This is a genomic window from Methylobacterium symbioticum, from assembly GCF_902141845.1.
Lineage (GTDB): Bacteria > Pseudomonadota > Alphaproteobacteria > Rhizobiales > Beijerinckiaceae > Methylobacterium > Methylobacterium symbioticum.
In genome coordinates, this window is the sequence record NZ_CABFPH010000049.1 from 1 (window position 1) to 26,057 (window position 26,057).

22 protein-coding genes are annotated in these 26,057 nt (G+C 70.4%); 13 read left to right on the forward strand and 9 right to left on the reverse strand.

Annotation, left to right across the window (positions count from 1 at the left end; all coding sequences use genetic code 11):
* Nucleotides 1-348, reverse strand: a 348-nt coding sequence (locus tag MET9862_RS16610; RefSeq protein WP_210248115.1) for a hypothetical protein, incomplete at its 3' end; no start/stop codon positions are given.
* A 274-nt stretch (nucleotides 349-622) separates the two neighbouring features.
* Here MET9862_RS16610 and mnmA point away from each other — a divergent pair.
* The 4 genes from mnmA to MET9862_RS16630 all read left to right on the forward strand — a co-directional run bounded on the left by mnmA (nucleotide 623) and on the right by MET9862_RS16630 (nucleotide 5,022).
* Complete coding sequence (mnmA, locus tag MET9862_RS16615; RefSeq protein ID WP_142584026.1) at nucleotides 623-1,780, forward strand: tRNA 2-thiouridine(34) synthase MnmA; 1,158 nt, start codon at nucleotides 623-625, stop codon at nucleotides 1,778-1,780.
* Between the two features lie 32 nt (nucleotides 1,781-1,812).
* The gene (locus tag MET9862_RS16620) at nucleotides 1,813-2,466 is read left to right on the forward strand and encodes a class I SAM-dependent methyltransferase (protein WP_142584027.1); all 654 of its coding nucleotides are present in this window, start codon (nucleotides 1,813-1,815) and stop codon (nucleotides 2,464-2,466) included.
* Complete coding sequence (locus MET9862_RS16625) at nucleotides 2,463-3,248, forward strand: TVP38/TMEM64 family protein (RefSeq protein ID WP_142584028.1); 786 nt, start codon at nucleotides 2,463-2,465, stop codon at nucleotides 3,246-3,248. Before MET9862_RS16620 ends, MET9862_RS16625 begins: the two co-directional genes overlap by 4 nt.
* Nucleotides 3,249-3,513: 265 nt before the next feature.
* A complete protein-coding gene (locus tag MET9862_RS16630) occupies nucleotides 3,514-5,022 on the forward strand; it encodes a sensor histidine kinase (protein WP_142584029.1) in 1,509 nt (502 codons plus the stop codon).
* Here the strand turns inward: MET9862_RS16630 and bioB are convergent.
* The 3 genes from bioB to MET9862_RS16645 all read right to left on the reverse strand — a co-directional run bounded on the left by bioB (nucleotide 5,000) and on the right by MET9862_RS16645 (nucleotide 8,467).
* Nucleotides 5,000-6,013, reverse strand: a complete 1,014-nt coding sequence (gene bioB, locus MET9862_RS16635) for a biotin synthase BioB (protein WP_142584030.1) — start codon at nucleotides 6,011-6,013, stop codon at nucleotides 5,000-5,002. The genes MET9862_RS16630 and bioB overlap by 23 nt on opposite strands.
* A gap of 50 nt (nucleotides 6,014-6,063) precedes the next feature.
* The gene (locus MET9862_RS30470) at nucleotides 6,064-7,134 is read right to left on the reverse strand and encodes a methyl-accepting chemotaxis protein (RefSeq protein ID WP_142584031.1); all 1,071 of its coding nucleotides are present in this window, start codon (nucleotides 7,132-7,134) and stop codon (nucleotides 6,064-6,066) included.
* A gap of 448 nt (nucleotides 7,135-7,582) precedes the next feature.
* Complete coding sequence (locus MET9862_RS16645) at nucleotides 7,583-8,467, reverse strand: fumarylacetoacetate hydrolase family protein (protein ID WP_142584032.1); 885 nt, start codon at nucleotides 8,465-8,467, stop codon at nucleotides 7,583-7,585.
* Nucleotides 8,468-8,850: 383 nt separating this feature from the next.
* Between MET9862_RS16645 and MET9862_RS16650 the strand changes: the two genes are divergently transcribed.
* Nucleotides 8,851-10,176, forward strand: coding sequence for an OmpP1/FadL family transporter (locus MET9862_RS16650; RefSeq protein WP_142584033.1), 1,326 nt, complete (start codon nucleotides 8,851-8,853; stop codon nucleotides 10,174-10,176).
* Between the two features lie 76 nt (nucleotides 10,177-10,252).
* Here MET9862_RS16650 and MET9862_RS16655 read toward each other — a convergent pair whose 3' ends face one another.
* Nucleotides 10,253-12,049, reverse strand: a complete 1,797-nt coding sequence (locus MET9862_RS16655) for a PHA/PHB synthase family protein (protein WP_142584034.1) — start codon at nucleotides 12,047-12,049, stop codon at nucleotides 10,253-10,255.
* 153 nt (nucleotides 12,050-12,202) lie between these two features.
* Between MET9862_RS16655 and MET9862_RS16660 the strand changes: the two genes are divergently transcribed.
* The 3 genes from MET9862_RS16660 (at nucleotide 12,203) to MET9862_RS16670 (ending at nucleotide 14,324) form a co-directional block, all read left to right on the forward strand.
* Nucleotides 12,203-12,589: a hypothetical protein gene (locus tag MET9862_RS16660; protein ID WP_142584035.1), complete on the forward strand. Its 387-nt coding sequence runs from the start codon at nucleotides 12,203-12,205 to the stop codon at nucleotides 12,587-12,589.
* Between the two features lie 132 nt (nucleotides 12,590-12,721).
* Complete coding sequence (locus MET9862_RS16665) at nucleotides 12,722-13,951, forward strand: LL-diaminopimelate aminotransferase (protein WP_142584036.1); 1,230 nt, start codon at nucleotides 12,722-12,724, stop codon at nucleotides 13,949-13,951.
* Nucleotides 13,952-14,099: 148 nt separating this feature from the next.
* Nucleotides 14,100-14,324 carry a hypothetical protein gene (locus tag MET9862_RS16670; protein WP_142584037.1) on the forward strand — a complete coding sequence of 75 codons (225 nt, stop codon included), beginning with the start codon at nucleotides 14,100-14,102 and terminating at the stop codon, nucleotides 14,322-14,324.
* 902 nt (nucleotides 14,325-15,226) lie between these two features.
* On the opposite strand, the gene MET9862_RS16680 is transcribed toward MET9862_RS16670, so the two are convergent.
* Complete coding sequence (locus MET9862_RS16680; RefSeq protein ID WP_142584038.1) at nucleotides 15,227-18,673, reverse strand: YhdP family protein; 3,447 nt, start codon at nucleotides 18,671-18,673, stop codon at nucleotides 15,227-15,229.
* 150 nt (nucleotides 18,674-18,823) lie between these two features.
* On the opposite strand from MET9862_RS16680, the gene MET9862_RS16685 reads away from it, so the two are divergent.
* Nucleotides 18,824-19,291, forward strand: a complete 468-nt coding sequence (locus MET9862_RS16685) for a peroxiredoxin (protein WP_142584039.1) — start codon at nucleotides 18,824-18,826, stop codon at nucleotides 19,289-19,291.
* A gap of 84 nt (nucleotides 19,292-19,375) precedes the next feature.
* Nucleotides 19,376-20,482, forward strand: coding sequence for a M23 family metallopeptidase (locus MET9862_RS16690; RefSeq protein WP_142584040.1), 1,107 nt, complete (start codon nucleotides 19,376-19,378; stop codon nucleotides 20,480-20,482).
* A 123-nt stretch (nucleotides 20,483-20,605) separates the two neighbouring features.
* On the opposite strand, the gene prfB is transcribed toward MET9862_RS16690, so the two are convergent.
* A protein-coding gene (prfB, locus tag MET9862_RS16695) for a peptide chain release factor 2 (protein ID WP_142584041.1) occupies nucleotides 20,606-21,734 on the reverse strand; the annotation gives its coding sequence in 2 pieces (ribosomal slippage) (nucleotides 20,606-21,664 and nucleotides 21,666-21,734; 1,128 coding nt in all).
* Between the two features lie 189 nt (nucleotides 21,735-21,923).
* On the opposite strand from prfB, the gene MET9862_RS16700 reads away from it, so the two are divergent.
* Nucleotides 21,924-22,262 carry a DUF3140 domain-containing protein gene (locus MET9862_RS16700; protein ID WP_142584042.1) on the forward strand — a complete coding sequence of 113 codons (339 nt, stop codon included), beginning with the start codon at nucleotides 21,924-21,926 and terminating at the stop codon, nucleotides 22,260-22,262.
* Between the two features lie 46 nt (nucleotides 22,263-22,308).
* Here the strand turns inward: MET9862_RS16700 and MET9862_RS16705 are convergent, their stop codons facing one another.
* Nucleotides 22,309-22,656, reverse strand: coding sequence for a hypothetical protein (locus tag MET9862_RS16705; RefSeq protein ID WP_244612749.1), 348 nt, complete (start codon nucleotides 22,654-22,656; stop codon nucleotides 22,309-22,311).
* Between the two features lie 154 nt (nucleotides 22,657-22,810).
* Nucleotides 22,811-24,082, reverse strand: a complete 1,272-nt coding sequence (gene tyrS, locus MET9862_RS16710) for a tyrosine--tRNA ligase (protein ID WP_142584044.1) — start codon at nucleotides 24,080-24,082, stop codon at nucleotides 22,811-22,813.
* Between the two features lie 134 nt (nucleotides 24,083-24,216).
* On the opposite strand from tyrS, the gene MET9862_RS16715 reads away from it, so the two are divergent.
* Together MET9862_RS16715 and MET9862_RS16720 are read left to right on the forward strand one after the other, a co-directional pair.
* Nucleotides 24,217-25,350: an anhydro-N-acetylmuramic acid kinase gene (locus MET9862_RS16715; RefSeq protein ID WP_142584045.1), complete on the forward strand. Its 1,134-nt coding sequence runs from the start codon at nucleotides 24,217-24,219 to the stop codon at nucleotides 25,348-25,350.
* 73 nt (nucleotides 25,351-25,423) lie between these two features.
* Nucleotides 25,424-26,035 carry a DUF3578 domain-containing protein gene (locus MET9862_RS16720; protein ID WP_142584046.1) on the forward strand — a complete coding sequence of 204 codons (612 nt, stop codon included), beginning with the start codon at nucleotides 25,424-25,426 and terminating at the stop codon, nucleotides 26,033-26,035.
* Nucleotides 26,036-26,057 lie beyond the last annotated feature (22 nt).

The following is a 26,057-nucleotide window of genomic DNA, read 5'->3' on the forward strand; positions in this document are numbered from 1 at the left end:
GGCATCCAAGCGCGCTTCGCCCTGGGCCGTGCCCGGGCGTGTGCCGCCGTCCGAGCCGCGTGCCGGGGTCGGCCGCGCCGCGGCCCTGCGGGCCTCCGTCAGGGTCTCGCGCCGGTCCTCGGCGACGCGCGCGGCAACCGCCGGCCCGGGCTTGACGATCCGGTCCTCGGCCGGCGCTTCACTCTGCCGCGCGGCCCTGCCTGCGGGCTCCGTCCGGCTCGTCGCGTCGAGGGCAGCCGCGAAGGCGGCCGTGCCGCGCGCCGCCGCGCGCCCGCCCGCCTGGGCAGCATTCGCCCTGTCGGCGGCCTTCGCCGACGCATCCATCCGTGCCGTGTGTCCGAGCGCCATGCATCCCTGCTCCTCGGGCGCCCCGGAGCAAGGGGCGAGCCATGCGTGCTGGCGCTCCAAGGCCTTGATCGGCAAGGGATAACGGCGCGACACACGGATGCCGTGTCGAACGGCACCGGCGGAAGCTGCCGAGCGGGCGGCAGGACTTGCCGGGTCGGGTCCTCTGCGCAGACCAGGGCGTCATCCGGGCGCCGACCCTGGAAAGTGCCGGATCCAATCGCTATAGAAGCCCGCGGGTGGTCCCGCCCCGCGAGAGGGGCCGCCGGATCCGGCCATGAATTCCCTCGATCTGCCCAAAGCCCCCCACGAGACGCGCGTCGTCGTTGCCATGTCCGGCGGCGTCGATTCCTCCGTGGTCGCGGGGCTTCTGAAGCGCGAGGGCTACGACGTGGTCGGCGTCACGATGCAGCTCTACGACCACGGCGCCGCGACGCACCGCAAGGGCGCCTGCTGCGCGGGGCGCGACATCCACGATGCCCGCGCGGCCGCCGCCCATCTCGGCATCCCGCACTACGTCCTCGACTACGAGGATCGCTTTCGCGATGCCGTGATCGACCGGTTCGCCGAGAGCTACCTCGCGGGCGAGACGCCGATCCCCTGCGTCGAGTGCAACCGCTCGCTCAAGTTCCGCGACCTGCTGGGCCTTGCCCGCGACCTGGACGCGGACGCGCTCGCCACCGGCCACTACGTGGCGAGCCGGCCGCTGCCTGAAGGAGGCCGCGGGCTCTACCGCGCCCTCGATCCGGCCCGCGACCAGAGCTACTTCCTCTACGCGACGACGGCCGAGCAGCTCGCCTATCTGCGCTTCCCGCTCGGCGAGCTGCCGAAGGACGAGACCCGTGCGCTCGCGCGGTCGCTCGGCCTCGCCGTCGCGGAGAAGCCGGACAGCCAGGACATCTGCTTCGTGCCGCAGGGCCGCTACAGCGAGGTGATCGCGAAGCTCCGCCCCGATGCGGCGCGCCCCGGCGAGGTGGTCGATCTCGGCGGACGCGTGCTCGGGCACCACGAAGGCATCATCCATTTCACGGTCGGCCAGCGCCGCGGCCTCAAGCTCGCGGTGGGCGAGCCGCTCTACGTGGTGCGGCTGGAGCCGGAGACGGCCCGCGTCGTCGTGGGTCCGCGCAGCGCGCTCGCCACCGGCCGCATCCGCCTCACCGACCTGAACTGGCTCGGCTCGCAGCCCGTCGAGAGCCTCGACGGGCTGGAGGTGGCCGTGCGCGTGCGCTCGACCCGCGAGCCGCGTCCCGCCCGTCTCGCCTACGACGCGGCGCAGGGCAGCCTGATGGTCGACCTCGCCACGCCCGAGGACGGCGTCTCGCCCGGCCAGGCCTGCGTCATCTACGCCGACGAGGATCCCCGCGCGCGGGTGCTCGGCGGCGGCACCATCGCCCGCGTCGACACGGTGTCGGCGCACCCCGCCCAGGCCGCCTGATCCCGGCCTCCAGCGCAGGACGACCGCAGACCATGTTGAGCGAGCCGCAGGAGAGGGGCCCGAGCACGGCCCTGATGCGCAAGGCCTATGCGCGCTGGGCCCCCGTCTACGACGTGGTCTACGACAAGCTCACCGAACCCGCCGCCCGCGCCGCCGTGCGCGCCGCCGCGGCCTGCGGGCCGCGCATCCTCGAGGCGGGCGTCGGCACCGGCCTGTCCCTCGGCTACTACCCGCGCGACGCCTTCGTCTGCGGCGTCGACCTCTCCGAGGACATGCTGAAACGCGCCCGCGCCAAGGTGCGGCGGCGCGGCCTCGGCCACGTGCACGGCCTGCAGGTGATGGATGTCTGCCATCTCGGCTACGCCGATGCGAGCTTCGACGCCGTGGTGGCGCAGTTCCTGATCACCCTGGTACCGGATCCGGAGGCCGCGCTCTCGGAATTCCTGCGCGTGCTGCGGCCGGGCGGCGAGATCGTGCTCGCCAACCATTTCGGCCAGGATACCGGCCCGGTCGCCCGGGTCGAGGAGATCGTCGCGCCCCTCTGCACCAAGATCGGCTGGTCGTCGGACTTCAAGGCGGCGCGCATCCAGGCCTGGGCCCGGCGCAACGGCGTCGAGTTCATCGGCGTCGCCCCGACCTTCCCCGGCGGGTTCTTCAAGATCCTGCGCATGCGCAAGCCCGCTTGAGCGGGCCGGACCGCCCGGCGGGGTGGGGGCGCCTGCGCGGCGCCCTGCGCTTCCTGCCGCTCGTCCTGCTCGTCGGCGTGTCGCTGGCGGCGCTGGTCTCGGGGGCGGGCCGCCTCGTCAGCCTCGACACACTGCTCGCCTCGCGGGCCTGGCTGCACGGCTTCGTCGCGGCCGATTACGGCCGCGCCCTGGTCGCGGCCTACCTCGTCTATGTCGGCGCGGTCGTCGTCTCGGTGCCGGCGACGCTGATGCTCACCATGATCTGCGGCTTCCTGTTCGGCATCGTCACCGGCGCCCTGGTCGCCGTGGCGGCGGCGACCACGGGCGCGGCGATCGTGTTCTCGGTGGGGCGCGGCCCCGGGGGCGAGCTGCTGCGGCGCCTGGCGGGGCCCCGCCTGCAGGCCTTCGCGGAGGGCTTCCGCCGCGACGCCTTCGGCTACATCGCCTTCCTGCGCCTGCTGCCGCTCTTCCCGTTCTGGATGACGAATCTCGCGCCGGCGGCCTTCGGGGTGCGGCTGCGGACCTTCGTGCTCGCCACCCTGGTCGGGCTCCTGCCGGGCGCCTTCGTCTACGCGGCGACGGGCGCCGGCATCGAGGACGTCGTCGCCGCCCACGAGGCCGCCAAGGCCGCCTGCCAGGCTGCATCGGAGCTCGGATGCGACGAAGCGTTAACGTTGCGTGGATTGGTGACGCCGAAGATGCTGATCGGCCTGGGGGCGCTCGCGGCATTCGCCCTGTTATCGATCCTCCTCCGCCACCGCCCCTTCCCACGTCAAAGATGACATAGGGTATCGCCAGTTCCGGGACAGCCCCAACGCGATCACAACGTAAGCTGCGCTCAGAAGCACTGCCGAGAAAGTACAACTACTAGTTCTAGTACAATCTTATCCTGGATTGAACAATTGCGTCACCAATTCCGTCCCGCCGGAATTGCCCCTCGACGGCCCGCCGCCGCTCGGGCTACGAAGATGGCGTCTGCCGCGATCCTCCCCGGTCCGGCGGCGCAGTGCAGTCGGGTGCGGGAACGCCGCATCAGCCGGGGCCACGATGAGCGTAGACGAGGGAGCGCAGGAAGGGAGGACGAATTCGGCCGGGGCCGCAGCGCCGACCCAATACAGGCCGCTTCGGCATCTCGGCCTGTCCGTGCGCCTGTTCCTACTCACCGTAGCCTTCGTGGCGGTTGCCGAAGTCCTGATCTACGTTCCGGCAGTGGCGAACTATCGCCTGTCCTGGCTGTCCGATCGAATCGCCGCCGCTCAGGTGGCTGCGATGGTGCTCGACGCCAGCCAGGGCCAGGCGGTGCCGGACGATCTCGCCCGCCACCTCCTGACCGGTGTCGGGGCTCGGGCCATCGCCGTGCGCGGCGACGAGACGCAGCGCCTGCTGACCCTGGATCCGATGCCCGAGAGCGTGGCGGACTCGGTCGATCTGCGCCAGACCAGTCTCTGGGAGGCGATACGCGGGGCTTGGCGCACGCTGGTCGCTCCCGTGAGCGAGCCGATCCGCGTAGTCGGCCACGGCCGCGATGGCTTCGACCTCGTGGAGATCCTCCAAGACGAAGCTCCCCTGCGTGCCGCCATGGTCGATTTCGCGGGCCGTCTCCTGCTCTCCTCGCTGATCGTCGCAGCGGCGGCGGCGGGTCTCGTCTTCGTGGTCCTGCAGATGGTGATCGTGCGGCCGGTCACACGCCTCACCCGCAACATCGCGGCCTTCGCCGACGACCCCGAGGGTGCCGAGCGCTCGATCCGCCCCTCTCGGCGCACCGACGAAATCGGGCTTGCCGAGACGGCGCTGGCGCGCATGGCGCAGGGATTGGCCGACCAACTTCGCCAGCGGAGGCGGTTGGCCGAACTCGGCCTCTCGGTAAGCAAAATCAATCACGAGTTGCGCAATATGCTCACGGGTGCGCAACTTCTTGGCGACCGCCTCGAAGGCACGGCCGATCCGATGGTGCAGCGCGTGGCGCCACGCCTCGTCGCGACCCTCGACCGCGCCATCCGCTTTTGCGAGGCTACGCTGGCCTATGGACGGGCTAGCGAGCCTCACCCAACACGCCGACGCGTCACCCTGGCTCCCCTCCTTGAGGAGTTGCAGGATCTGGCGGCGATGGCTGCCGGGACGCGGGTCACGATCCACGCGGAGGCGCCTGCGGACCTGAAGGCTGAAGTCGATCCCGAGCAGCTTCTACGTGCCCTGACCAATCTCGTGCGGAACGCGGTGCAGGCGCTGGAGACGGCACGCTGCGCGGCCGCGCCCGAGGTGCGGGTCACCGCCTCACGGGACGGTGCGGAGGGACATGGCGCCGTGACAATCTTGGTCGCCGACAACGGCCCCGGACTTCCAGAGAAGGCCCGGGCGCACCTGTTCGCCCCATTCAAGGGCTCGGCGCGCTCCGGCGGCACCGGCCTCGGCTTGGCCGTGGCATCGGAACTGATCCGCCTCAACGGCGGAACGCTGACTCTCGACGAGGGTACGCCGGGCGCCTGCTTCCGCGTAATCCTACCGGATTCGCCGGCGAGCGCGGCCTGCGGTGCTACTCCGCCGCGGCGAGGATAGGGGCGTGGACCGTGATGCCGATGTCGCGTAGCAGCGCGGCATCCTCGTCCGCCTCGTTGTTGGCGGTGGTGAGCAGGCGCTCGCCGTAGAAGATCGAGTTGGCACCGGCCAGGAAGCAGAGGATCTGCGCCTCCCGCGTCAGACTCTTGCGTCCAGCGCTCAGCCGCACCCGGGCCTTCGGCATCACGATGCGCGCCGTGGCGCACATGCGCACGAGGTCGAGCGGATCGACGGCGGGCTGCTCCTCGAGCGGCGTGCCGGGCACCGCGACCAGCGCGTTGATCGGCACGCTCTCGGGATGTGGCGCGTGGTTGGCGAGGACCTGCAGCATCGCAGCCCGGTCGGTCACGCCCTCGCCCATGCCGACGATGCCGCCGCAGCAGACGCCGATCCCAGCCGCGCGCACGTTCTCTAGCGTCCGCAGCCGGTCCTCGTAGGTGCGCGTCGAGATGATGTCACCGTAGAAGTCGGGTCCGGTATCGAGGTTGTGGTTGTACGAGGTGAGGCCGGCCTCGGCGAGACGCTCGGCTTGGCTCGGGCTGAGCATGCCGAGCGTCACGCAGGCCTCCATCCCGAGGCCGCGCACGCCCCGGACCATCGCGAGCACCGCGTCGAATTCCGGACCATCCTTCGGCTGGCGCCACGCTGCCCCCATGCAGAAGCGATGGGCGCCGTTGGCCTTGGCTGCAGCCGCCTCCTTGAGGACGGTCTCGACCGGCATCAAGCGCTCGCGGGCCATGCCCGTCCCCTTGTGATGCGCCGATTGCGGACAATAGGCACAATCCTCAGGGCAGCCTCCGGTCTTGATCGAGAGGAGGGAGGCACGCTGGATGTCGGCGGGATCATTGTGCATCCGGTGCACGCTGCCCGCCTGATGGACGAGGTCGAGCAGCGGCAGGTCGTGGATCACCCGGATCTCGGCCACGCTCCAGTCGTGGCGGATCGCGCCGAATGTGGGCTCAGTCGAACGGGGAGGGGAGGTCTCGCTCATGCAGCCTTTGAGCGGAATCGGCCGGCAGAAATCAAGCCTTCCCACGCGCGTCAGGCCGGTGCCTGCTCGATCATCCCATACCAGCCAAGCCCACGATAGGTCTCGTAGCCAGGCGTGCGGTGAAAGGCGGTGACGGTGCCCGAACGCGGGTCTGCAACCGTACCGCTCACGCGCCCGCCCGGATCGGCCGTTACGATCTCACTGAGGATGCCGCGCCCATCCGAGGCCGCGATCACCCTGCGGCGGGCATCGACCAGCATCACACGGGTGCGGGCCCTGTCCTCTGGTGCGACGCGGACGCCGGAGACGATGGCGCGGGCCTGCGGCTCCCAATCGAAATGGATGGCCAGCACGCCGCAGGGCCGGCCCGAATCCCAGATTCCGGCCGCGTAGGTCGCCACCTGCGCGTTGCCCAGGCCCGGCTCATGGCGCACGTCAGCGCAGCAGAACGCATCACCGTCCCGTAAGGTCAGCGCGTCGCGGAACCAAGCTTCATCGGAGACCGAGCGATCCTTCAGCCCCGGATAGCGGTCGGGACGGCCGGTCGCCAGGATGCGGCCGGCGCGGTCGCAGAGCCAGAGATCGAGATAGACCGTATAGGCTGACAGGATGATCCCGAGGCGCGAAGAGGCGTAGGCTGCGGCGGCTGCGCTCGGCTCCGCCGCGCAGGCGACGATCGCAGCGTCCGTGGCCCACCAGCGCACATCGCAGGTCCGTTCGTAGAGGTTGCGGTCGATCAACTCGACGGCGTTCAGGGCAAGGTCCACGAGGCGCTCTTCCTGGGCCCGCCCCGCCATCGCGGAAACCGCTTCCTGCAGCGTCCCGATCCGGGCGGCGAGATGGGTCTCAAGCTCCCGAGCAAGGTCCTCGATGCGCCCCCCAACCTCGCGCACCTCCTGAGCCACCACCGAAAAGCCGCGCCCCTGCTCTCCGGCGCGGGACGCTTCGATCAGGGCGTTCAGCGCAAGCATCCGGGTTTGGCCGGTGATCTTGCGGATCTCGCCGCCCTTGTCCTTTGCGATGCGTCCGACCTCGCCGACGAGCGCTGTGATGTTCCGCAGGGACGGCGGCTCGGCATCCTCATCACCGTGCCTCGTGAGGTCATTGCGCAGAGCGTGCATGGACAATCCCGATCTGGAGCCGCACCTGATCACCGCAGATCAGGCTCGGTCCCAGCGCATATGAGTGTACGCGTCCCGTGTGCCGAACCGACACTCAATGCCCGGGAAGCGCATCCGGAGATCATCAGAATACGAGAAACTCACTAACGGTTTCTAAGCCAATCAGAAGATCTGAGGGCATCATTCGCGCGAGAATGAAAGTTTTCGCCATCCGATCGCACGCGATACACGTTTTTGCATTGGCTAGATCGCGAGATTCAATCAGCCGCTGCATCTGAAGGCGCTCTCCGCCGAAATGGACGCCGACGCAGGGCAAAGGGCACGTCGAGACAAGGACTGAGAGCACTCACCCCCCGACCACCGGGAGATCTCCCCCTGGGCACGACGGCGCAGCGGGAGCTTTGTGAGCGTCTCTCGGCCCCTGATTGCTACGCGATCGGGAGTGGCTCTAATGCGTCGGCTCGCCTGCGGCGACCTTGGCGGTCCAGTCGTCGAAGGCCACCACGGTCTGGCGCTGCTCGCCGAGGCGGTCGATGCGCACGACCATCTCCTCCCCCGGCTTGAGGTAGCGCGGCGGCTTCATGCCGAGGCCGACGCCCGGCGGCGTGCCAGTGGTGATGATGTCGCCGGGCTCCAGCATCATGAAGTGCGAGGTGTAGGCGACGAGCTGGGGCACGTCGAAGATCATGGTCTCGGTCGAACCGGCCTGCATCCTCTGTCCGGATACATCGAGGCTCATCCGCAGGTCCTTGAGGTCCGGAATCTCGTCCAAGGTGACGAGCCAGGGGCCGATCGGCCCGAAGGTCGGGCAGCCCTTGCCCTTCGTCCAGGTGCCGCCGCGCTCCATCTGGAATTCGCGCTCTGAGACGTCGTTGCAGATGCAGACCCCGGCCACGTAGTCCAGGGCCTCATTGGCGTGGACGTAGGACGCCCGGGCACCGATCACCACGGCGAGTTCCACCTCCCAATCGACCTTGGCCGCGCCCTTCGGGATGATCACCGGATCGTTCGGGCCCGAGATGCAGGATGGGGCCTTGTTGAAGATGATCGGCTCGGAGGGGATCGGCGCGCCGGTCTCGGCCGCGTGGTCGGCGAAGTTCAGGCCGATCGCGATGAAGTTGCGGGTGCCGCCGACGCAGGGACCAAGCCGGGTGCCGGCCGGAAGACGCGGCAGGCTCTCGGGATCGATCATCCGGAGCCGGTCGAGCGAGTCCTTCGCCAGCGCCGGCCCTGCGATGTCGCGAACGATCGCGGACAGGTCGCGATAGCCTCCGTCCCGGTCGACGAGGCCGGGCTTCTCTGTGCCCTGTGCGCCGTGGCGGATCAGCTTCATCGCGTCGCTCCCGGAAGGTGTTCTAGCACCGGGACCATGGAGACCGGACGAGGTCGACGCAAGCGAGGCCGGCCTGCCCCGACCTGAGGTGACGATCGCGCTCTGTTGCGGGAATGTCACATCCGTCGTTCACTGTGGGGCGACGGTACAAGAACAGGCGATAAAGTTCAGATATGAACTATTTTACCGGCGCTGCTGCCGCAAGATGAAAGAGCAATCTTTCTGGCAACCGACTCCCAATATTGCGCGCGATTTCCAAATTTTTACTATAAAATACCAGACTTGCAAAATATCACTTGTCCCATCAGAATGATTTTCAAGGTGCCAGCTCGGCTCGAGGCCGGGGATCCAGCGCCGTCAAAGAACTGAAGGGGTCGGAAAGCATGACGGTCAGGGTTCGGTCTCTCGCGCTGGCAGGCGTCGCTGTGGTGTCGCTCTGGGCGGGCACGCAGGAGGCGAGCGCCGGCGCGTTCGGAATCCGCGAGCAGAGCACGCAGGCCCAGGGGCTCTCTTTCGCGGGCGCGGCGTCGGGCTCCGGCGGCGTTTCCTCGATGTTCTGGAACCCGGCCGTCATCACCATGAACCCAGGCTGGGTCACGGAGCAGAACCTCACCTTCATCAACCTGTCGGCCAACATCACGCCGACGCTCGGCACCAATCCGGGCTTCCTGCCGCTCGGCGGCTCGGGCGAGATCGGGCAGGGCGCCGTGGTGCCTGCGGGTGCCACATCCTACCAGCTCAACGACCGGCTCTGGATCGGCCTGCAGACCGGCGCGCCGTTCGGTCTCGTGACCAAGCCGAATCAGGTCTGGGCCGGCGAGGTCTACGGCCGGTCGAGCCGGATCTTCTCGCTCGCCTTCAACCCGGTCATCGGCTTCAAGGTGAACGAGTGGCTCTCGGTCGCCGCGGGCCCGAACATCGAGTATTTCCGCCTGACCCTGCGGCAGGCGCTGCCGATCCCGGGCCTGTCGCCGACGGTGTATCCGAGCGCCTTCCTGAAGGGCGAGTCCTGGGGCGTCGGCTTCACGGCGGGCGCCACGATCACGCCCTGGGCCGGTACGGTACTCGGCATCGGCTACCGTTCCTCGGTGCACCACGACATCGAGGGGTCGATCGGCGTGCCGCTGGTGGCGCTCGCCCGCACCGCCGGCCAAGTCACGGCGAACCTCAATACGCCCGAGAAGCTCAGCGTCGGCCTGACCCAGGCGATCAACCCGGTCACCCGGATCAATCTCGGCTTCGAGTGGGACAACTGGACCCGGCTCGGCAATGTCGGCATCGTCTCGCGCACCCTCGGGGTGCCGGTGAGCAACCTGCCGCTCGACTACAAGGACGGCTTCACCTATTCGGTCGGCGCCGAATACGATTGGTCGCCGAGCCTGACGCTCCGCGGCGGCTTCGCCTACGAGGTCTCGCCGATCGACTTCGCCAACCGCTCGGTGCGGCTGCCGGACGGCGACCGCTACATCGCCTCGATCGGCGCCAGCTACCGCTGGAACGAGAAGCTGACGCTTAACCTGGCCTACTCGCACTTCTTCCTCGACCGCAACCGGATCCTCTCCGGGCCGGGCCGCGACTACAATGTCGGCAACATCGCCTTCGCGGGCTACACCGATGCCAGCGCCGACGTCCTCTCGGTCGGCTTCCGCTACGTGTTCGGCGAGCCGGCCCGGCCGGTCGCGGCGGCGCCGCTGATCCGCAAGTACTGAGACCATCGGCCCGGACCATCGAGCACCCCGGGGGCCTCAGGGCCCTCGGGGTTTTCCGTTCCGGCCTTCACCCGGATCAGGACTTCATCCGCACATAGGTGCCGGGGGCCGGCCCCAGGGAGGGCAGGCCGCCCGCGCCCGGCACGCGGGCCGGCACGCGCTCCGGCGCCTGCGCCTCGATCCAGGAGAACCAGTAGGGCCACCACGAGCCCTTGTTCTCCGTCGCGGCCTCGATCCAGTCCTCCAGGCGCCCCTGGACCGGACCGCCGGTCCAGTAGCCGTATTTCGGCTTGGCCGGCGGGTTGACCACGCCCGCGATATGGCCCGATCCGGCGAGCACGTAGTCGACCGGGCCGCCGAACCGGCGCGAGCCCTCGAACACCGAGAGGGCCGGGGCGATGTGGTCCTCGCGCGTGGCGAGGTTGAAGACCGGCACCTTCACCTTGGACAGGTCGAGGCGCACGTTGCCGAGCACCATCTTGCCCTGGGCGAGATTGTTCTCGAGGTAGCAGTTGCGGAGATAGAAGGAGTGGTTGGCCGCCGGCATCCGCGTGGCGTCGGCGTTCCAGTAGAGCAGATCGAAGGCCGAGGGCGGCTTCCCCTTCACGTAGTTGTTCACCACGTAGGACCAGATCAGGTCGTTGGGGCGCAGCATGTTGAAGGCGTTGGCCATGCGCGCGCCCTCCAGATAGCCGCGCTCGGCCATGCGCGCCTCGACCTCCCGGATCTGCTCCTCGTCGGCGAAGACCTTGAGGTCGCCCGCATGGGTGAAGTCGACCTGCGTGGTGAGCAGAGTCGCGCTGCCGATGCGCACGTTGCCGGTGGCAGCCTGGTAGGCGAGCGTCACGGCGAGCAGCGTCCCGCCGACGCAGTAGCCCGCGGCCGCCACCTCGCGCTCGCCAGTCGCGGTGCCGATCGCGTCGATGGCCGCCTCGATGCCCTCGCGCATGTAGCTCTCGAAGTCCTTCTCCGCGTGCCGCTCGTCCGGGTTCACCCAGGAGATGCAGAACACGGTCAGGCCCTGATCGACCATCCACTTGATGAAGCTCTTCTGCGGATTGAGGTCGAGGATGTAGAACTTGTTGATCCACGGCGGGACGATCAGGAACGGGCGCTTCAGCACCGTCTCCGTGGTGGGCGCGTACTGGATCAGCTCGATCAGGTCGTTGCGGAACACCACCTCGCCGGGGCTCACGGCGACGTTGCGGCCGACCTCGAAGCTCGCGGCATCGGTCTGGCGCACCCGCAGCGCGCCCTTGCCCGCCTCGATGTCCTCCTGAAGCATCTGCAGGCCGCGCAGCAGGTTGGCTCCGTTCTCGGTCAGCGTCTGCCGGAGCAGTTCCGGATTCGTCAGCACGAAGTTCGAGGGCGAGAGGGCGCCAGCGACCTGCCGCAGGTAGAATTGGGCCTTGTGGCGGGTGCGCTCGTCGAGCCCCTCGGCCTCCTCGACGAGATCCTCGGCCCATCGCATCAGGATCAGGTAGCTCTGCTTGATGAAGTCGAAATACGGGTTCGTCGTCCACTCGGCATTGGCGAAGCGCGGATCCTTCGGCTCGGGCGCGGCGACGGGAGGCGGCTCCTGCCCCTGCAGGCGCAGCCAGGTATGGCCCCACAGGGTGGCGAAGGACTCGCCGAGCCGGGCCTGCGCCTCCAGGCTCTTCTGCGGATCCGAGAGCCAGCGCTCGGCCACCAGCCCGAGCGTGCGGGCCATCTCGTTGAGTTCCGTAGGCGGGGCGCCCGGCACGGCGGTGCCGTCGGCGGGCTTCAGCATGTTCGAGACGTTGCGTCCCATGGCCTCGACGAACAGGCCCGCGTTGCGCGACAGCGCCTCGAAATCGGGTACGTGCGGCGGCAGCGACGGCTGGCTGGTCACGCGTGCATCTCTCCCTATGATCCGCCGGCACCTTGAGATGCGCGACGGGCCCTGATCCAGGCTAACGCAGGACGGGCCTCGTTTCCGCCAAATTAAGGGGCGAGCCCAAGATTTTGCCAGACCGGCACGCCCGGCCGCCGCTACAACCGCATCATGTTCTCGCCCGATCATCACAGAGCTGTGACCCGCCGCGCGGTCCGCGCGCTCCTCCTCGCCGCAGCGCTCGCGGGCAGCGGCTGCTCGAGCGATGTCGGGGTGCTGCGCAGCACCGGCATCGCGGGCTCGGCGCCGAAGGGGCCCGAGGCGCCGGACTTCGTCGCGAACAGCCGCCGCGGGGAGCAGGACTACATGCCGGTCGGCGTCTCGGCGCCGAAGCGGGCCGTGCGGGCCAAGTCCACGGAAGGGCAGAAGGCACTCGAGGCGGAGCTCGAGAGCGCCCGCAGCCGCAACGTCAACCGGGGCAAGGCCGCCGAGAGCGCCGGCCGGTCGGTGAACCCGGCCTCGGCGCCGGCCTCGGCACCCGCCACGCCGAGCCCCTGAGGCCCTCTCGAACCCGCTTGGCCCGAGGCCGTTTTCGGGGTCGGCGGCCGTGGGCTTCCGTGCTAGAGAGGCCGACCCGCACGCCCGAACCCATGAAGCGCCACACGGGACCCGTGCGCGATGGACAACGCCATGACCGACTTTCACCGCATCAAGCGCCTTCCGCCTTACGTCTTCGAGCAGGTGAACCGGATCAAGGCCGCCGCCCGCGCCAACGGCGCCGACATCATCGATCTCGGCATGGGCAATCCCGATCTCGACGCGCCCAAGCACGTCATCGCCAAGCTCTGCGAGACGGCGGGGCGCCCGCGCACCGACCGCTACTCGGCCTCCAAGGGCATCGCCGGCCTGCGCCGTGCCCAGGCCGGCTACTATCAGCGCCGCTTCGGCGTGAGCCTGAATCCCGACACGCAGGTCGTGGCGACGCTCGGCTCCAAGGAAGGCTTCGCCAACATGGCCCAGGCGATCACCGCGCCGGGCGACGTGGTGCTGGTGCCGAACCCGAGCTACCCGATCCACGCCTTCGGCTTCCTGATGGCCGGCGGCGTGATCCGCTCCGTGCCGGCCGAGCCGACGCCCGCCATGTTCCCGGCGCTGGAACGGGCGATGCAGCACTCGATCCCCAAGCCCGTGGCGCTCGTGGTCTGCTACCCCTCGAACCCGACCGCCTACGTGGCGGGGCTCGACTTCTACAAGGACCTCGTCGCCTTCGCGAAGAAGCACGAGCTGATCCTGCTCTCGGACCTCGCCTATGCCGAGGTCTATTTCGACGGCGAGCCGCCGCCCTCCGTGCTGCAGGTGCCGGGCGCGATCGACTGCACGGTGGAGTTCACCTCCCTGTCGAAGACCTATTCCATGGCCGGCTGGCGCATGGGCTTCGCGGTCGGCAACGAGCGCCTGCTCGCGGCGCTGACCCGGGTGAAGTCCTATCTCGATTACGGCGCCTTCACGCCGATCCAGGTGGCGGCCACCGCCGCGCTCAACGGGCCGGACGACTGCATCCACGAGATGCGCTCGATCTACCGCAAGCGCCGCGACGCGCTGGTCGATTCCTTCGGCAAGGCCGGCTGGAAGATCCCGGCGCCCGCCGCCTCGATGTTCGCCTGGGTGCCGATCCCGGAGAAGTTCCGCGAGCTGGGCAGCCTGGAATTCTCCAAGCTGCTGCTCGAGAAGTCCGACGTGGCGGTGGCGCCGGGCATCGGCTTCGGCGAGCACGGCGACGAGTATGTCCGCATCGCGCTGGTCGAGAACGAGCAGCGCATCCGTCAGGCGGCGCGCAACGTCCGCCGCTTCTTCGACGGCGCCGACAAGACCCTGCACAACGTCGTCCCCATCACGAACCCGATGGCGAAGGTGGGCTGAGGCCCGCCGGCCCGGCCGCGTTGTTGCGGCCGGGCGACACGGGCCGGCAAAGCCGTTCCCGCGGGCGCCGCGGCGCTTGTCGCGCGCCTGAGGCTGGGCGAGGGTTCCCCGAGGGGTCCCGACCGTTCCTTGCGTTCCCGAGGGGTGCATGCGCCGCCTGAATCTGAAAGCCGCCGCGCTCGCCGCCCTCGCCCTCGGCACCGTGGGCGCCTGCGCGCCGAACCCGATCGTGGCGCGCGATCCCGTGCCGGCCCCCGGCCCGCAGGACGCCTTCGTCTGCGATTCGCGCCCGCTGCCGCTCAACGCCTTCGACACCGCCTGCGACCCGGCGCGCCGGCCTCCGCCCGAGACCGTGCTGCGCTCGAAGGGCTAGAGGCGGCGTCCGGGCTCTGCCCGGCCCCGCGAGAGGGGTGACCCCTCTCGACAGCCGGGACCCCACGCGCCTTCGGCTCCGCGCGTCGCCTGACGCCGGAGGCATGGCTGGAGCGGGAGACGCGGGACGCCGCGGAACCCCAAACATGTGCGTACGGATACCGAGCTCCCCGGCGTCCCGCGGACGAGGGGGCCGCGTGTGGCCGGCCTCGTCCGTTTAGCGTCGCGGTCTCTTGCTCACCTGCATCGACCCCGATCGTGGCGGACTGCGTAGCGCCGTTGCCCGGCTCGCCCAGCCTCACCCCGGCAGACTTGAAGCGTCGTGCACCGGACCTCGTATTGGGCCCGGCATCGGTTCCAACGACCTGTGCAGGCCGGACTATCGGGGCTGTCCCGTTGTTGATCCGGGCTGGCGCCGAGAACGGCCCTGTGTCGCGCAGAGGCGCCCGGGGCGCCGGCTGACCGGCCGGCGACGCGGGAACCGCCGCGCTGTCCTGGCACGGGCCGTGGTCATGCGGCCCGGGCTCCCTGCGCGCGGCGCGGCGGGTTGCAGGACCCGTCGCGCCGCGGGACAGCGCGTGGCTGGGATGTACGTGTTTTGTTCTCGCGTGTCAAGCTTTTTGTCTTAAGGAAGGCCTTTCGCCCTGCCGCCGCGACGTCGTCCCTCTCCCCTCTGCGGGAGAGGGTGGCCCCCGAAGGGGGTCGGGTGAGGGGACCCCCATCCCCGAATGAGGCGTCACGTCGATGCCGAGCATTCTCCTGCACCGTCGCACCCCTCTCCCGACCCCTGCTGACGCAGGGGCCACCCTCCCCCGCAAAGGGGGAGGGAGAGGCGGCGGACGCAGGTCTTCATCGTCTCGGGATCAGGCGCGGATCCCGCGGCCTGAGACCAGATGAGATCCCTCAGCGGTCGCTCTGCGGCGCCTGCCCGTCGCCGTCGGCGATGGGGCCGCCGGCGCTGAACAGCTTGCGCAGGAAGCCCGGCGCCACGGCCGAGAGCGGGTTCACGCTGACATCCGGGGCGCTCAGCTTGCCCTGCACCCGAAAATTGACCGCGAACAGCCCCTCATTGTGTCCGCCGGCCAGCAGCGGCCCGAACAGGGGCACCTGCGCGACCACGTTGTTCAGTCCGTAGAGCGGCACGAAGGTGCCGTTGATGTCCGTGCGCTCGCGGCCGGTATCGAGATAGCCCGAGAGGGTGAAGCCCATGGCCGCGTTGGAGATCGCCGCGTCGGTGAAGTCGACCCGGCTGCCGGTGCGCACGAAGTTCGCGCGCATCCGGTCGAAGGTGACCTCGCTCGCGGGCTGCACGGCGGGGCGGCGGCGCCCGCGGGCATCGACCGTATCCGGCGCCTCCGGCCCCTTGGCCATGATGCTGGAGAGCGCCGGCTCGTTGCGGAGGGTGAAGTTGCGGATCTGGATCACGCCGGCCTGCGGGCCGTCATTGAGGTTGATCCCGGCATTGAGCCGGCCGCCGAACATCCGCTTGTAGATGTCGACGAAGCGGAGCGTCGCGCCGGCATCGGCCGATTCCACCTGCAGGGCCGGCACGCCGCGCTCGGCCCGGCCGACGCTCACCGCGAGCGGAGAGGCGCGGAAACGGCCGGTGATCGCGGCCGAGCGCAGGTCGCGCCCGTGCAGCGAGACCTTGACGCTCGCATTGGTCAGCGCCTCCTCGTTGTAGCCGGTGAGGATGCCGAGCTGGATGTCGGCGTCGATGTCCTTGGGCCCCGAATCCTTGCCCTTCTGCTCGGGCCCGAGCATCGCCTTCAGGAAGGGCCGGGCATCGGCCACCGCGCCGCGCACGCTGACCTTGTAGCCGGAGCCCGCCCGGTCCACGACCACGCGCATGTCGTCGCCGGGAGAGAGCTTGAGGCTCGCGAACTCGGCCCGCTCCAGGCCCGATTCCCCGAGCGACGCGCTGCCCCGCGCCGAGGCCGGCCCGGCATCGAGCACGATGTCGCGCAGATCCGCCCCGCTGCCGGTGTCGGTGAGGGTGAAGCTGAGCCGGCCGGGCCGCCCGGCCGGTTTGGCGAGGCCCGGCAGCAGCCCGTCGATCCCGGCCCGGGTCAGGTCGGCCTCGACCCGCACCGGCGCCTTGCCCGCGCGCCCGAGCGGCATCACCGCCTTGACGGGGATGGCGCCGGAGAGCTGGGGCGCGGCCGGCAGGCCCTTCTTCACGCGGAAGGCGTCGTCGAGGACGAGGCTCACCTGCACCTCGCCGCCGCCCTTGTCCGTCCCGGTCGTCTTGTCCGTGCCGGGCTTGGGCTGGCGCAGGTCGATCGCCACCGGCGCGCCGAGCATGCGGGCCTCGCCCTTCAGGCCGAAGCCGTCGCGGCCGTAGGAGACCGCGAAGCGGCCGGCTTCGAGCCGATCCTTGCCCACCACCTTGTCCACGGCGAGGTCGGTCAGGCTGCCGGTCAGCGTCACCGGCAGGTCGGGCAGGTCGGGGATGTGCTTGAGGTTGAGCGGGAAGGCGATGCGCAGGTCGGCCGCGCCCTTCACCGTCGCCGGGTCGATATCCGCCCCGGTCAGGTTCCGGAACAGCTTGGTCTGGAGGAGGGCGGCGAGGGCGTCGGCGCCCCCGGACAGGCGCAGGCCGATCTGCGCCACCACCGTGTCGGGGGTGATCTCGGGAATCACGAAGCTGCCCTCGCCGATGGAGAGGGTGCGGCCCTCGCCGAGGCGGAGGTCGGCGGTGACATCGCGGATGCGGGTGGTGCGGCCGGTGATGGTGCCGGCCACGCGCCCGTTGGTGAGCGGCGGCGCGTCGGGCGAGATCTCCAGCGTCGCGTCGGCGATGCGGAAGTCGATCTGCACCGCGTTGTCCGGCATCGGGTCGCCCCGGGTCGCGGCGGCGAGCTCGGCGCCGGACATGTCGACGGCGATGTCGAGGGTCTCGATGCGGGCGGCGCGCAGCTCGTCCACGAGGTAGTTGCGGGCGCCCGGCGCGATGTTCTCCGGCCAGAGCCGCAGCGCCGTGCGCGCCTCGCTGTCGCTCGCCGTGATGCGCAAGGTGAGCCCGTCGTCGTCGGCGCTGGTGCCGAGGGTGCCGCTGAGGCGGCCCTTCACCCCGGCCCCGGCCAGCGTCAGCGCGTCGATGGAGACGCCGCCGGCCCGCCCCGAGAGCTGCGCCGCGAGGGCGTCGATCTTCACCGGGAGGTCCTTGGGCGCCGCGCCGCGCAGGGTGGCGTCGCGGCCCGACAGGGTCGCCGTCCAGGCGGTGTCGGCGCCGGCCGGGCTCGCCTGCCAGGAACCGGTCAGGCGCACCGCGTTGCCGGCGCCGCGATAGTCGAGGTCGGTGAGCGTCATCGCCCGGGCGCCCTCGTCCCAGCGCCCGCGCGCGGTGACGCTGTCCACGGTGACGGGGTTGAAGTCCTTCTCCTCGATCAGCAGCGAGCCGTCGCCCGTATGCACGGAGAGATCCATCGCCTCGATCCGGCCGGCGGCGAGGCGCACGTCGGCCCGGGCCGAGAGCTTGAGGTCGGTGGTCAGCGGCAGCTTCGACTGGCCGGAGAGCAGGAGCAGGTCGGTCGCCGGCAGGTCGTCCAGGGTGATCACCCCGGTGCGCTCGCCGGTCTCCGCCTCGCGCAGGGTGCCGCCGAAGCGCCACTGCCCGTGCGGCCCGTCGATGCGCAACTCGAACATGCGCGCATCCTGGGTGGCGTCGCGCCCGAACAGGCCGTTGACGCGCTCGAACACCGCGCGCTCCCGCCCGTCCTCGTCGAGGAGGGTCAGGCGGGAATTGGTGACGCGGGCCCGGTCGAGGGCGCCGACCACCCCCGCCGGATCGAGCACCACGCCGAAGATCGAGGCGATGCCGGCCGAGAGCGGCGACACCGTGCCGCGGGCGGAATCGACGCTCGGCAGGATCTGCGGCGTGCTGGCCTTGCCCGCATCGGGCGAGGCGAAGGCGATGGAGCCGTCCCGGTGGACGAGGGCCATCATCTCCACGTCGCGGAACTCGATGGAGCGCGGCTGCACGGCGAGGCGGAGCAGGCTCCAGCCGTCGAGGCTGACCACGGCCAGCGGCGCGCGCACCACGAGGGCGCCCTGGGGATTGCGGATGTCGAGGCCGGCGACGCGCAGCGCCAGGGCATGCTCGGCATCGAGCTCCAGCGAGCTGTCGGAGAGGTCGATGCGCCAGCCCGGCCCGATCCGCTCGGCCACCGCCGCGGCGACGCGGCCCGAGAAGGCGTCGAGGCTGATCGGCCCCCAGGCCAGGCGCAGCCAGGCGAGGCCGCCGCCGATCCCGACGAGGAGCACGAGGCCGAGCGCCGTGAACAGGCAGAGCCAGCCCCAGCGCCGCCCCGCCCGAGGCGGCTTCAGTCCCTCGGGTTGTTCAGCCATCGAGACCTTGCATTCGAAGCTTGACCGCTGGATCGCGGCCCCCGCGGACCTTAAGACGAGCACGGACGATCCGACCGGACCGGCTGTCGATGCCGTTGTTTGCGCTCGTCCGACAGAGGCACACCATCAATCGGCCGAAAGGAAGGCACGATGTCCTTGAATACCGGCGATCCGGCGCCCGACTTCACATTGCCCGGCTCGGGCGGGGCGGCCATCGCGCTCGCCGCGATGCGCGGTCACAAAGTCGTGCTCTACTTCTATCCGAAGGACGATACGAGCGGCTGCACCCTGGAGGCGCAGGGCTTCAACGGCCTGCTGCCGGACTTCGCGGCGGCCGATACCCGGGTGATCGGCCTCTCGCCGGACCCGGTAAAAAGCCACGACAAGTTTTGCAGCAAGTATGGGCTGCAATTTCCACTTGCATCAGACGAATCGAAGGCGGTTCTCGAAGCCTACGGCGTCTGGGTCGAGAAGAGCATGTACGGCCGCAAATACATGGGTGTGGAGCGCACCACCGTGCTCGTGGACCGCGAGGGCCGGATCGCTCAGGTCTGGCCGAAGGTGAAGGTGCCGGGCCATGCCGAGGCGGTGCTGGAGGCCGCCCGCGCGCTGGCGTGAGGGCCGGCGCGACGGGCAGCCCCTTCGCGCTTCCTTAACCTTACCGGGCCCTGAATGGGCGGGCGATTCGAAACCCCGCCCGCCATGCGCCGCTCCCGCCAGACCGAGACGATGCCGCGCCGCGGCCGGGCCCTCCTCGGGGCGGCCCTCGCCGTCACCAGCCTGTGGGCGGGGACGGCGACCTACGGCCTCCTCTTCCACGACGACCTGATGGCGGGCCTGCTCGCCCGGCAGGGGGCGATCCAGGCCGATTACGAGACCCGCCTCGGCGCGCTCCGGGCCGAGGTCGAGCAGGGGCGCCGGGAACAGGCGGCCCTGCGCCAGGGGCTGGAGCGGCGCCTCGCCACCGCCCTCGACCGGCAGGCGGAGCTGGAGCGCCGCCAGGCCGTGGTGACGCGCCTGCCCGAGTCCGAGCCGCGCCCGGCCGAGCCGGCCCCGGCGCCCGAACCCTTCTCCTTGCGCGATGCAGAGGGCCAGCCGGACCGCGCCGCCGCGAAGCGGCTTCAGGGACTCGAATCCGCCCTCGACGCGGTCCAGGCTTCGCAGACCCGCGCTCTCGGCCGGGTCGCGGCTGGCGCGGCGCGGCGGATGCAGCGCCTGCGCAGCGTGATCCGCGGCGCCGGCCTCGATCCGGCCCGTTTCGAGGGCGGGGCGCCGGCCGCCATGGGCGGTCCGCTGGTGCCGGTCTCGGGCGACGCCTTTGCCGAGACCCTGGAGGCGGCGCAGCGCGCCCTGGACGAGGCCGAGCGGCTGCGGCGGCTCGCCGGCAACCTGCCGCTCGGCCGGCCGATTCTCGGGCCGAGCAGCGTGTCGAGCCCCTTCGGCGGGCGCCTCGACCCGTTCACGCGCGGGCTCGCCCTCCATACCGGGCTCGACCTCAAGGCGGAGTTCGGCGAGGCGGCCCGCGCCACGGCGCCGGGCCGGGTGAGCCTCGCCGAGGCGGCGGGCGGCTACGGCAACATGGTCGAGATCGACCACGGCCACGGGCTCAGCACGCGCTTCGCCCATCTCGCCCGGATCGCGGTGGTGCCGGGCCAGCTCGTCGCGGCCGGGGAGGTGGTGGGCCGGGTCGGCTCCACCGGCCGCTCCACCGGTGCCCACCTGCATTACGAGACGCGGGTCGACGGCGAGCCGGTCGATCCCGCGCGCTTCCTCGATGCCGGCCGCCGGCTCGCCGCCGGCAGCCCCTAAGGTTCGGGATCCCAAAGGGATCATCCCTTTGGTGGGGTGTTGGGGCGAAGCCCTGACCTGCATGCCCCAGGGCTCCGCGCCTCGAACCCGCGAGAGGGATGATCCCTCTCGACACCCTGAGCGTCAGTCGATGTCCTCGACCGCCTCGCTGCCGCCATAGACGCGTTGCGCCAGGGAGGCTTCCATGAACGGGTCGAGGTCGCCGTCGAGCACCTCGTCCGGGTCGGTCGACTGCGTGCCCGTGCGCAGGTCCTTCACCAGCTGATAGGGCTGCAGCACGTAGCTTCGGATCTGGTGGCCCCAGCCGATATCCGTCTTGGCGGCGGCCTCCGCGTTGGCCTTCTCCTCGCGCTTCTTCAGCTCCAGCTCGTAGAGGCGGGCGCGCAGCATGTTCCAGGCGGTGGCCCGGTTCTTGTGCTGCGAGCGCTCCTGCTGACAGGCCACCACGATGCCGGTCGGGTTGTGCGTGATGCGCACCGCCGAATCGGTGGTGTTGACGTGCTGGCCGCCGGCGCCCGACGACCGGTAGGTGTCGATGCGGCAGTCGGATTCCTTGATCTCGATCTCGATCCGGTCGTCGATCACCGGATAGACCCAGACGCTCGCGAAGCTGGTGTGGCGGCGCGCGTTGGAATCGTAGGGCGAGATCCGTACGAGGCGGTGCACGCCCGATTCCGTCTTGAGCCAGCCATAGGCGTTGTGCCCCTTGATCAGGAGCGTGGCGCCCTTGATCCCGGCCTCCTCGCCGTCGGTCATCTCGACGATGTCGACCTTGAACTTCCGCCGCTCGGCCCAGCGCGCATACATGCGCTGGAGCATGTTGGCCCAGTCCTGGCTCTCGGTGCCGCCGGCGCCGGCATGGACCTCGAGATAGGTGTCGAACCCGTCGGCCTCGCCGGAGAGCAGGGTCTCGACCTGCCGGCTCGCGGCCTCCTTCTCGACGGCCTTGATGGCCGCCTCGCCCTCGGCGATGGAGGCCGCGTCGTCCTCCATCTCGCCGAGCTCGATCAGGGTCGCGGCATCCTCGAGATCCCGCTCCAGCTTCTTGATCGCGGACACGGATTCGTCGAGCTGCTGGCGCTCGCGCATGACCTTCTGCGCGGCCTCCGGATCGTTCCAGAGCTCGGGGTTCTCGGACGCTGCGTTCAGCTCCGCGAGGCGTTTATCGACGGTGTCCCAGTCAAAGATGCCTCCTCAGCAGCCCTATAGACTGCTTGGCGGCATCCGAGGCTTGCTCGATCTCGGCGCGCATCTTGTGTTTCGCTGATGGTGGCGGGCCCCCTGATCGGGGCCGGTGCCGGGTGATACCGGCGGCGTCCCGCGCTGTAAACGCCCCGCCGCCCCGGCCTGCGTCGCCGGACCGCAGGGCGGGGCGGGGGCAGGCGCAGGACCGGGGCCCCGGCAGCGCGTTGGTGGCCGGACATCAGCCCCGGAGGATCCCATGCCCGAGATCGACCATGCCGAGACCTGGAAGGACTTCAACGCGGCCGTGAACATGACCCCGGCCGCACTCAGGAAGCACCTCGACAGCGAGGCGAGCCAGGCCGTCGGCCAGAAATCGGACGGGGACGAATCCACCGGCCACGCGATGGGCCGGCGCATCCTCGCGATCAAGGACAAGGCGAAGGCCGACCTCACGGAGGACGACTACGCCGCGATGCGCAAGGTGGTGGGCTACGTCCACCGCCACCTCAAACAGGGCGGCAAGGCGCGCTCCGACCCCGAATCCGCCTGGCGCATGTCCCTGATGAACTGGGGCCACGACCCGGAGAAGGATTGAGGACACCCATTCCCTCCCCCGCAGAGGGGGGAGGGAACGTAAAATCTCAGCGCGGCGGGAGCGGCGGCGCGATATAGGCCGGGGCCAGCACGTAGCTCCTGGGCCGCTTGCGGCTGCCGACGCGGCCCTCGGAGAGCTGGTCGTTGTAGTAGTCGAACCCGCTCAGCCCGAAGCCGCCGCCGTTCATCACGTGCGGCACCGGGAGCGGCGGCACGGCGAGGTCCGGGCGGCCCGCCGGGACGATCACGCGGCCGCCCGCGTCGGTCTGCAGCACGGTCGGCGCCTCGGGGGCGTGGAACACGTAGGCCGCCGGCTGCGCCAGCGCCGTCCCGGCGCTCCCGAGGCCGAGAGCGGTCAGGCCGGCGGCCAGGACGTGTCGGGGAGCGAGGGTCACGCGGGTCTCCGTCACAGCTCCGGCCATACGGGCCGGGCGGCTAGTATGCCGGACCGGCGCAGGCCTGTCCGTTGCCTTCCTGCACGGGGGCAGGGGTTTTCCGCGCTTCACACGGTCTCCCTCCCCCCTCTGCGGGGGAGGGAGTACGCGGAGCTCACTCCGCCTTGAGCAGCACGTGCCGCTTGCGGCCGAAGGAGAGCTTGATCACGCCGTCAGCGGTGAGGTCGGAGAGGCTCAGGCTCGCCTTCTCGTCGGCGACCTGAACGTCGTTGACGCGCAGGCCCCCGCCCTTGATCTGGCGGCGCGCCTCGCTGGTGGAGGGGACGAGGGCGGCATGGTCCGGCCCGAAGGCGGTGAGCACCCCGAGCCCGGCCTCCAGCACGGCGCGCGGCACCGTGACGGTCGGCAGGTCCGCGGCGAGCGAGCCCTCCACGAAGGTCTTGCGCGCGGTCTCGGCCGCCGCCTCCGCCGCCTCGCGGCCGTGCATCAGCGCCGTCGCCTCGGTGGCGAGCACCTTCTTGGCCTCGTTGATCGCCGCCCCCCCGCGGCCGGCGAGATCGGCGATCTCGGCAAGCGGCAGGAAGGTGAACAGCTTCAGGAAGCGCTCGACGTCGGCATCCTCGGTGTTCCGCCAGAACTGCCAGTAATCGTAAGGCGAGAGCATCCCGGCATCGAGCCAGACCGCGCCGGAGGCGGTCTTGCCCATCTTGGCGCCGGACGCCGTGGTCAGCAGCGGGCAGGTGAGGGCGTAGAGCTGCGGCGTGCCCATGCGGCGGCCGAGATCGATGCCGTTGACGATGTTGCCCCACTGGTCCGAGCCGCCCATCTGCAGGATGCAGCCGTAGCGCCGGTTCAGCTCCACGAAGTCGTAGGACTGGAGGATCATGTAGTTGAACTCCAGGAACGACAGCTCCTGGTCGCGCTCCAGGCGCAGGCGCACGCTGTCCATCGACATCATGCGGTTCACGGAGAAGTGCCGGCCGATATCGCGCAGCATCTCGATGTAGTTCAGCTTGGTCAGCCACTCGGCGTTGTCGACCATGCGCGCGCCGTTGCCGGCCTCGCCGAACTCCAGGAACCGGGCGAAGGTCTTCTGGATGCCGGCCTTGTTCTCCTCGATCTGCTCCAGGGTCAGGATCTTGCGGGCCTCGTCGCGCCCCGAGGGGTCGCCGACGCGGGTGGTGCCGCCGCCCATCAGCGCGATCGGCTTGCCCCCCGTCTTCTGCAGCCAGTGCAGCATCATGATCGACAGCAGGTGGCCGATATGCAGCGAGGCCGCGGTGCAATCGTAGCCGACATAGGCGGTGAGCCGCCCCTCCAGGGCCGCCTGGTCGATCCCGGCGAGATCGGAGGCCTGGTGGATGTAGCCGCGCTCCGTCAGGATCCGGAGGAAGTCGGATTTCGGGGCGAAGCTCTCAGAGGTCATGGTCGGGGTCTCGGAAGGTCGGGCGCGCGACAGCCGGGAGCGCGCATGCTAGCTCGGCCGGGTTGCATGAGGTTTCGGGGCGCTCTTAGCAGGGCGCCCCGCGAAAGGCACGGGGCGAGGGGATTGAAGTCGCCATGGCGATGATGCGCGCGATCGGCCTGATGAGCGGCACCTCCCTCGACGGGGTCGACATCGCCCTGATCGAGACGGACGGGCAGGCGCTCAAGGTCGCCAAGGGCCACAACAACTTCCTCGAGCCGCTGGGGCCGACCGGCTACCGCGGCTACTCGGATGCCGAGAAGGCCCTGCTGCGCGCCGCCACCAAGGATGCGGAGAGCGTGGTCCGGCCCGACGACCGGCCGGGCCGCCTGCCGGAGGCGGAGGCCTTCGTCACGCAGGCCCATGCCGAGGCGGTGGAGCGCTTCCTCGCCGAGAACGGACTCTCCCCCTCGGACATCGACGTGATCGGCTTCCACGGCCAGACCGTGATCCACCGGCCGGACCACCGCATCACGATCCAGATCGGCGACGGTCCGGCGCTCGCCGCGCGCCTCGGGATCCCCGTGGTGTCGGATCTCCGCCGCGCCGATATCGAGGCGGGCGGGCAGGGGGCGCCGCTGGTGCCGGTCTTCCACAAGGCGCTGGCCGAGGCCTCGGGGATGGAGGGGCCGTTCGGCATCCTCAATATCGGGGGCGTCGCCAACGCGACGCTGGTCGATTCCAAGGGCGGCGTGATCGCCTTCGATACGGGGCCGGGCAATGCCCTGATCGACGAGTGGATGCAGGAGCGCGAGAACAAGAACCTCGACGATGGCGGGCGCACCGCCGCCCGGGGCCGGCCGGACGAGCCGCTGCTGGCCTGGCTCCTGACCCATCCGTTCTTCTTCCGGAAGCCGCCGAAATCCCTCGACCGGAACTGGTTCTCGCACAAGCTCGCGGGCCAGCTCTCCACGGAGGACGGGGCGGCGACGCTCACCGCCTTCACGGCGCGGGCGGTGGCGCGGGCGCTCGACCACGCTCCCGAGATCCCGACCCGCTGGATCGTGGCCGGGGGCGGGGCGCGCAACGGCGAATTGGTGCGGCTCCTGACCTATCATCTCCGCGCCGAGATCACGACGGCGGACGCGATCGGCTGGTCCTCGGCCTATCTGGAGGCGCAGGCCTTCGCCTTCCTCGCCGTGCGCTCGCTCCGGGGCCTGCCGATCACCTTCCCGGCGACCACGGGCGTGCGCGAGCCGATCTCCGGCGGGGTCCTGTCGCGGCCGTGAGCGGAGTCCGGGATCCCAAAGGGATCATCCCTTTGGCGGGTCCAGGGCGGAGCCCTGGGGTCGATGCCGGACCATGACTCTCGGATACGCCCTCCGCCGCATCGCCGAGGAATACCCGCTGGCGCGTCTCGACCCGCCGGCCGGCCACCCGCTCGCAGCCGTGATCCGAAACGGGGCGCCGGACGAGCTGCGCCGGGCGCTCGCCGGGATCGACGGCCCCTTCCTCGTCAAGGGCAGCCCGGGCCGCGGCACGCGCTGGGCGGCCGTGCCCTGGCTCGCCGCCTTCGACCCCGCGGTCACGACGAGCGCCACGCAGGGCTACTACCTCGTCTATCTCGTCCCGGCCGACCGGGAGGCGGTGCATCTCTCCCTGGCGCAGGGCACGGTGGCGGCGATCCGCGCGCATGGGCCGGGGGCGGGGGCAGCCTTGCGCGCGAGCGGCGACGTCCTGCGCCACAGGCTCGCCGACTTCGCCGACCGCCTGCCGGAGCGCGCGATCCGGCTCGGCTGCGCGGGCGCGCTGCCCGAGGGCTACGAGGCCGCCCACATCCTCGGCCTCAGCTACGGCCTCGCGGATCTCGGCGACGAGCGGCGCCTGATCGCCGACCTCGCGACTGGGGTGGCCGCCTACCGGGCCCTGAAGGCGCGGGGCGGACTCCAGATCGCGGACCGGCCCGGTTTGTGACTCGCACCAATCGGCGCTAAGG

What these genes read in the sequence shown, in the direction of transcription:
- mnmA (WP_142584026.1), top strand. Translation starts at nt 623, where the DNA reads ATGAATTCCCTCGATCTGCCCAAAGCCCCCCACGAGACGCGCGTCGTC.
- MET9862_RS16620 (WP_142584027.1), top strand. Translation starts at nt 1,813, where the DNA reads ATGTTGAGCGAGCCGCAGGAGAGGGGCCCGAGCACGGCCCTGATGCGC.
- MET9862_RS16630 (WP_142584029.1), top strand. Translation starts at nt 3,514, where the DNA reads ATGAGCGTAGACGAGGGAGCGCAGGAAGGGAGGACGAATTCGGCCGGG.
- bioB (WP_142584030.1), bottom strand. Translation starts at nt 6,013, where the DNA reads ATGAGCGAGACCTCCCCTCCCCGTTCGACTGAGCCCACATTCGGCGCG.
- MET9862_RS30470 (WP_142584031.1), bottom strand. Translation starts at nt 7,134, where the DNA reads ATGCACGCTCTGCGCAATGACCTCACGAGGCACGGTGATGAGGATGCC.
- MET9862_RS16645 (WP_142584032.1), bottom strand. Translation starts at nt 8,467, where the DNA reads ATGAAGCTGATCCGCCACGGCGCACAGGGCACAGAGAAGCCCGGCCTC.
- MET9862_RS16650 (WP_142584033.1), top strand. Translation starts at nt 8,851, where the DNA reads ATGACGGTCAGGGTTCGGTCTCTCGCGCTGGCAGGCGTCGCTGTGGTG.
- MET9862_RS16660 (WP_142584035.1), top strand. Translation starts at nt 12,203, where the DNA reads ATGTTCTCGCCCGATCATCACAGAGCTGTGACCCGCCGCGCGGTCCGC.
- MET9862_RS16665 (WP_142584036.1), top strand. Translation starts at nt 12,722, where the DNA reads ATGACCGACTTTCACCGCATCAAGCGCCTTCCGCCTTACGTCTTCGAG.
- MET9862_RS16670 (WP_142584037.1), top strand. Translation starts at nt 14,100, where the DNA reads ATGCGCCGCCTGAATCTGAAAGCCGCCGCGCTCGCCGCCCTCGCCCTC.
- MET9862_RS16680 (WP_142584038.1), bottom strand. Translation starts at nt 18,673, where the DNA reads ATGGCTGAACAACCCGAGGGACTGAAGCCGCCTCGGGCGGGGCGGCGC.
- MET9862_RS16685 (WP_142584039.1), top strand. Translation starts at nt 18,824, where the DNA reads ATGTCCTTGAATACCGGCGATCCGGCGCCCGACTTCACATTGCCCGGC.
- MET9862_RS16690 (WP_142584040.1), top strand. Translation starts at nt 19,376, where the DNA reads ATGCGCCGCTCCCGCCAGACCGAGACGATGCCGCGCCGCGGCCGGGCC.
- MET9862_RS16700 (WP_142584042.1), top strand. Translation starts at nt 21,924, where the DNA reads ATGCCCGAGATCGACCATGCCGAGACCTGGAAGGACTTCAACGCGGCC.
- tyrS (WP_142584044.1), bottom strand. Translation starts at nt 24,082, where the DNA reads ATGACCTCTGAGAGCTTCGCCCCGAAATCCGACTTCCTCCGGATCCTG.
- MET9862_RS16715 (WP_142584045.1), top strand. Translation starts at nt 24,217, where the DNA reads ATGGCGATGATGCGCGCGATCGGCCTGATGAGCGGCACCTCCCTCGAC.
- MET9862_RS16720 (WP_142584046.1), top strand. Translation starts at nt 25,424, where the DNA reads ATGACTCTCGGATACGCCCTCCGCCGCATCGCCGAGGAATACCCGCTG.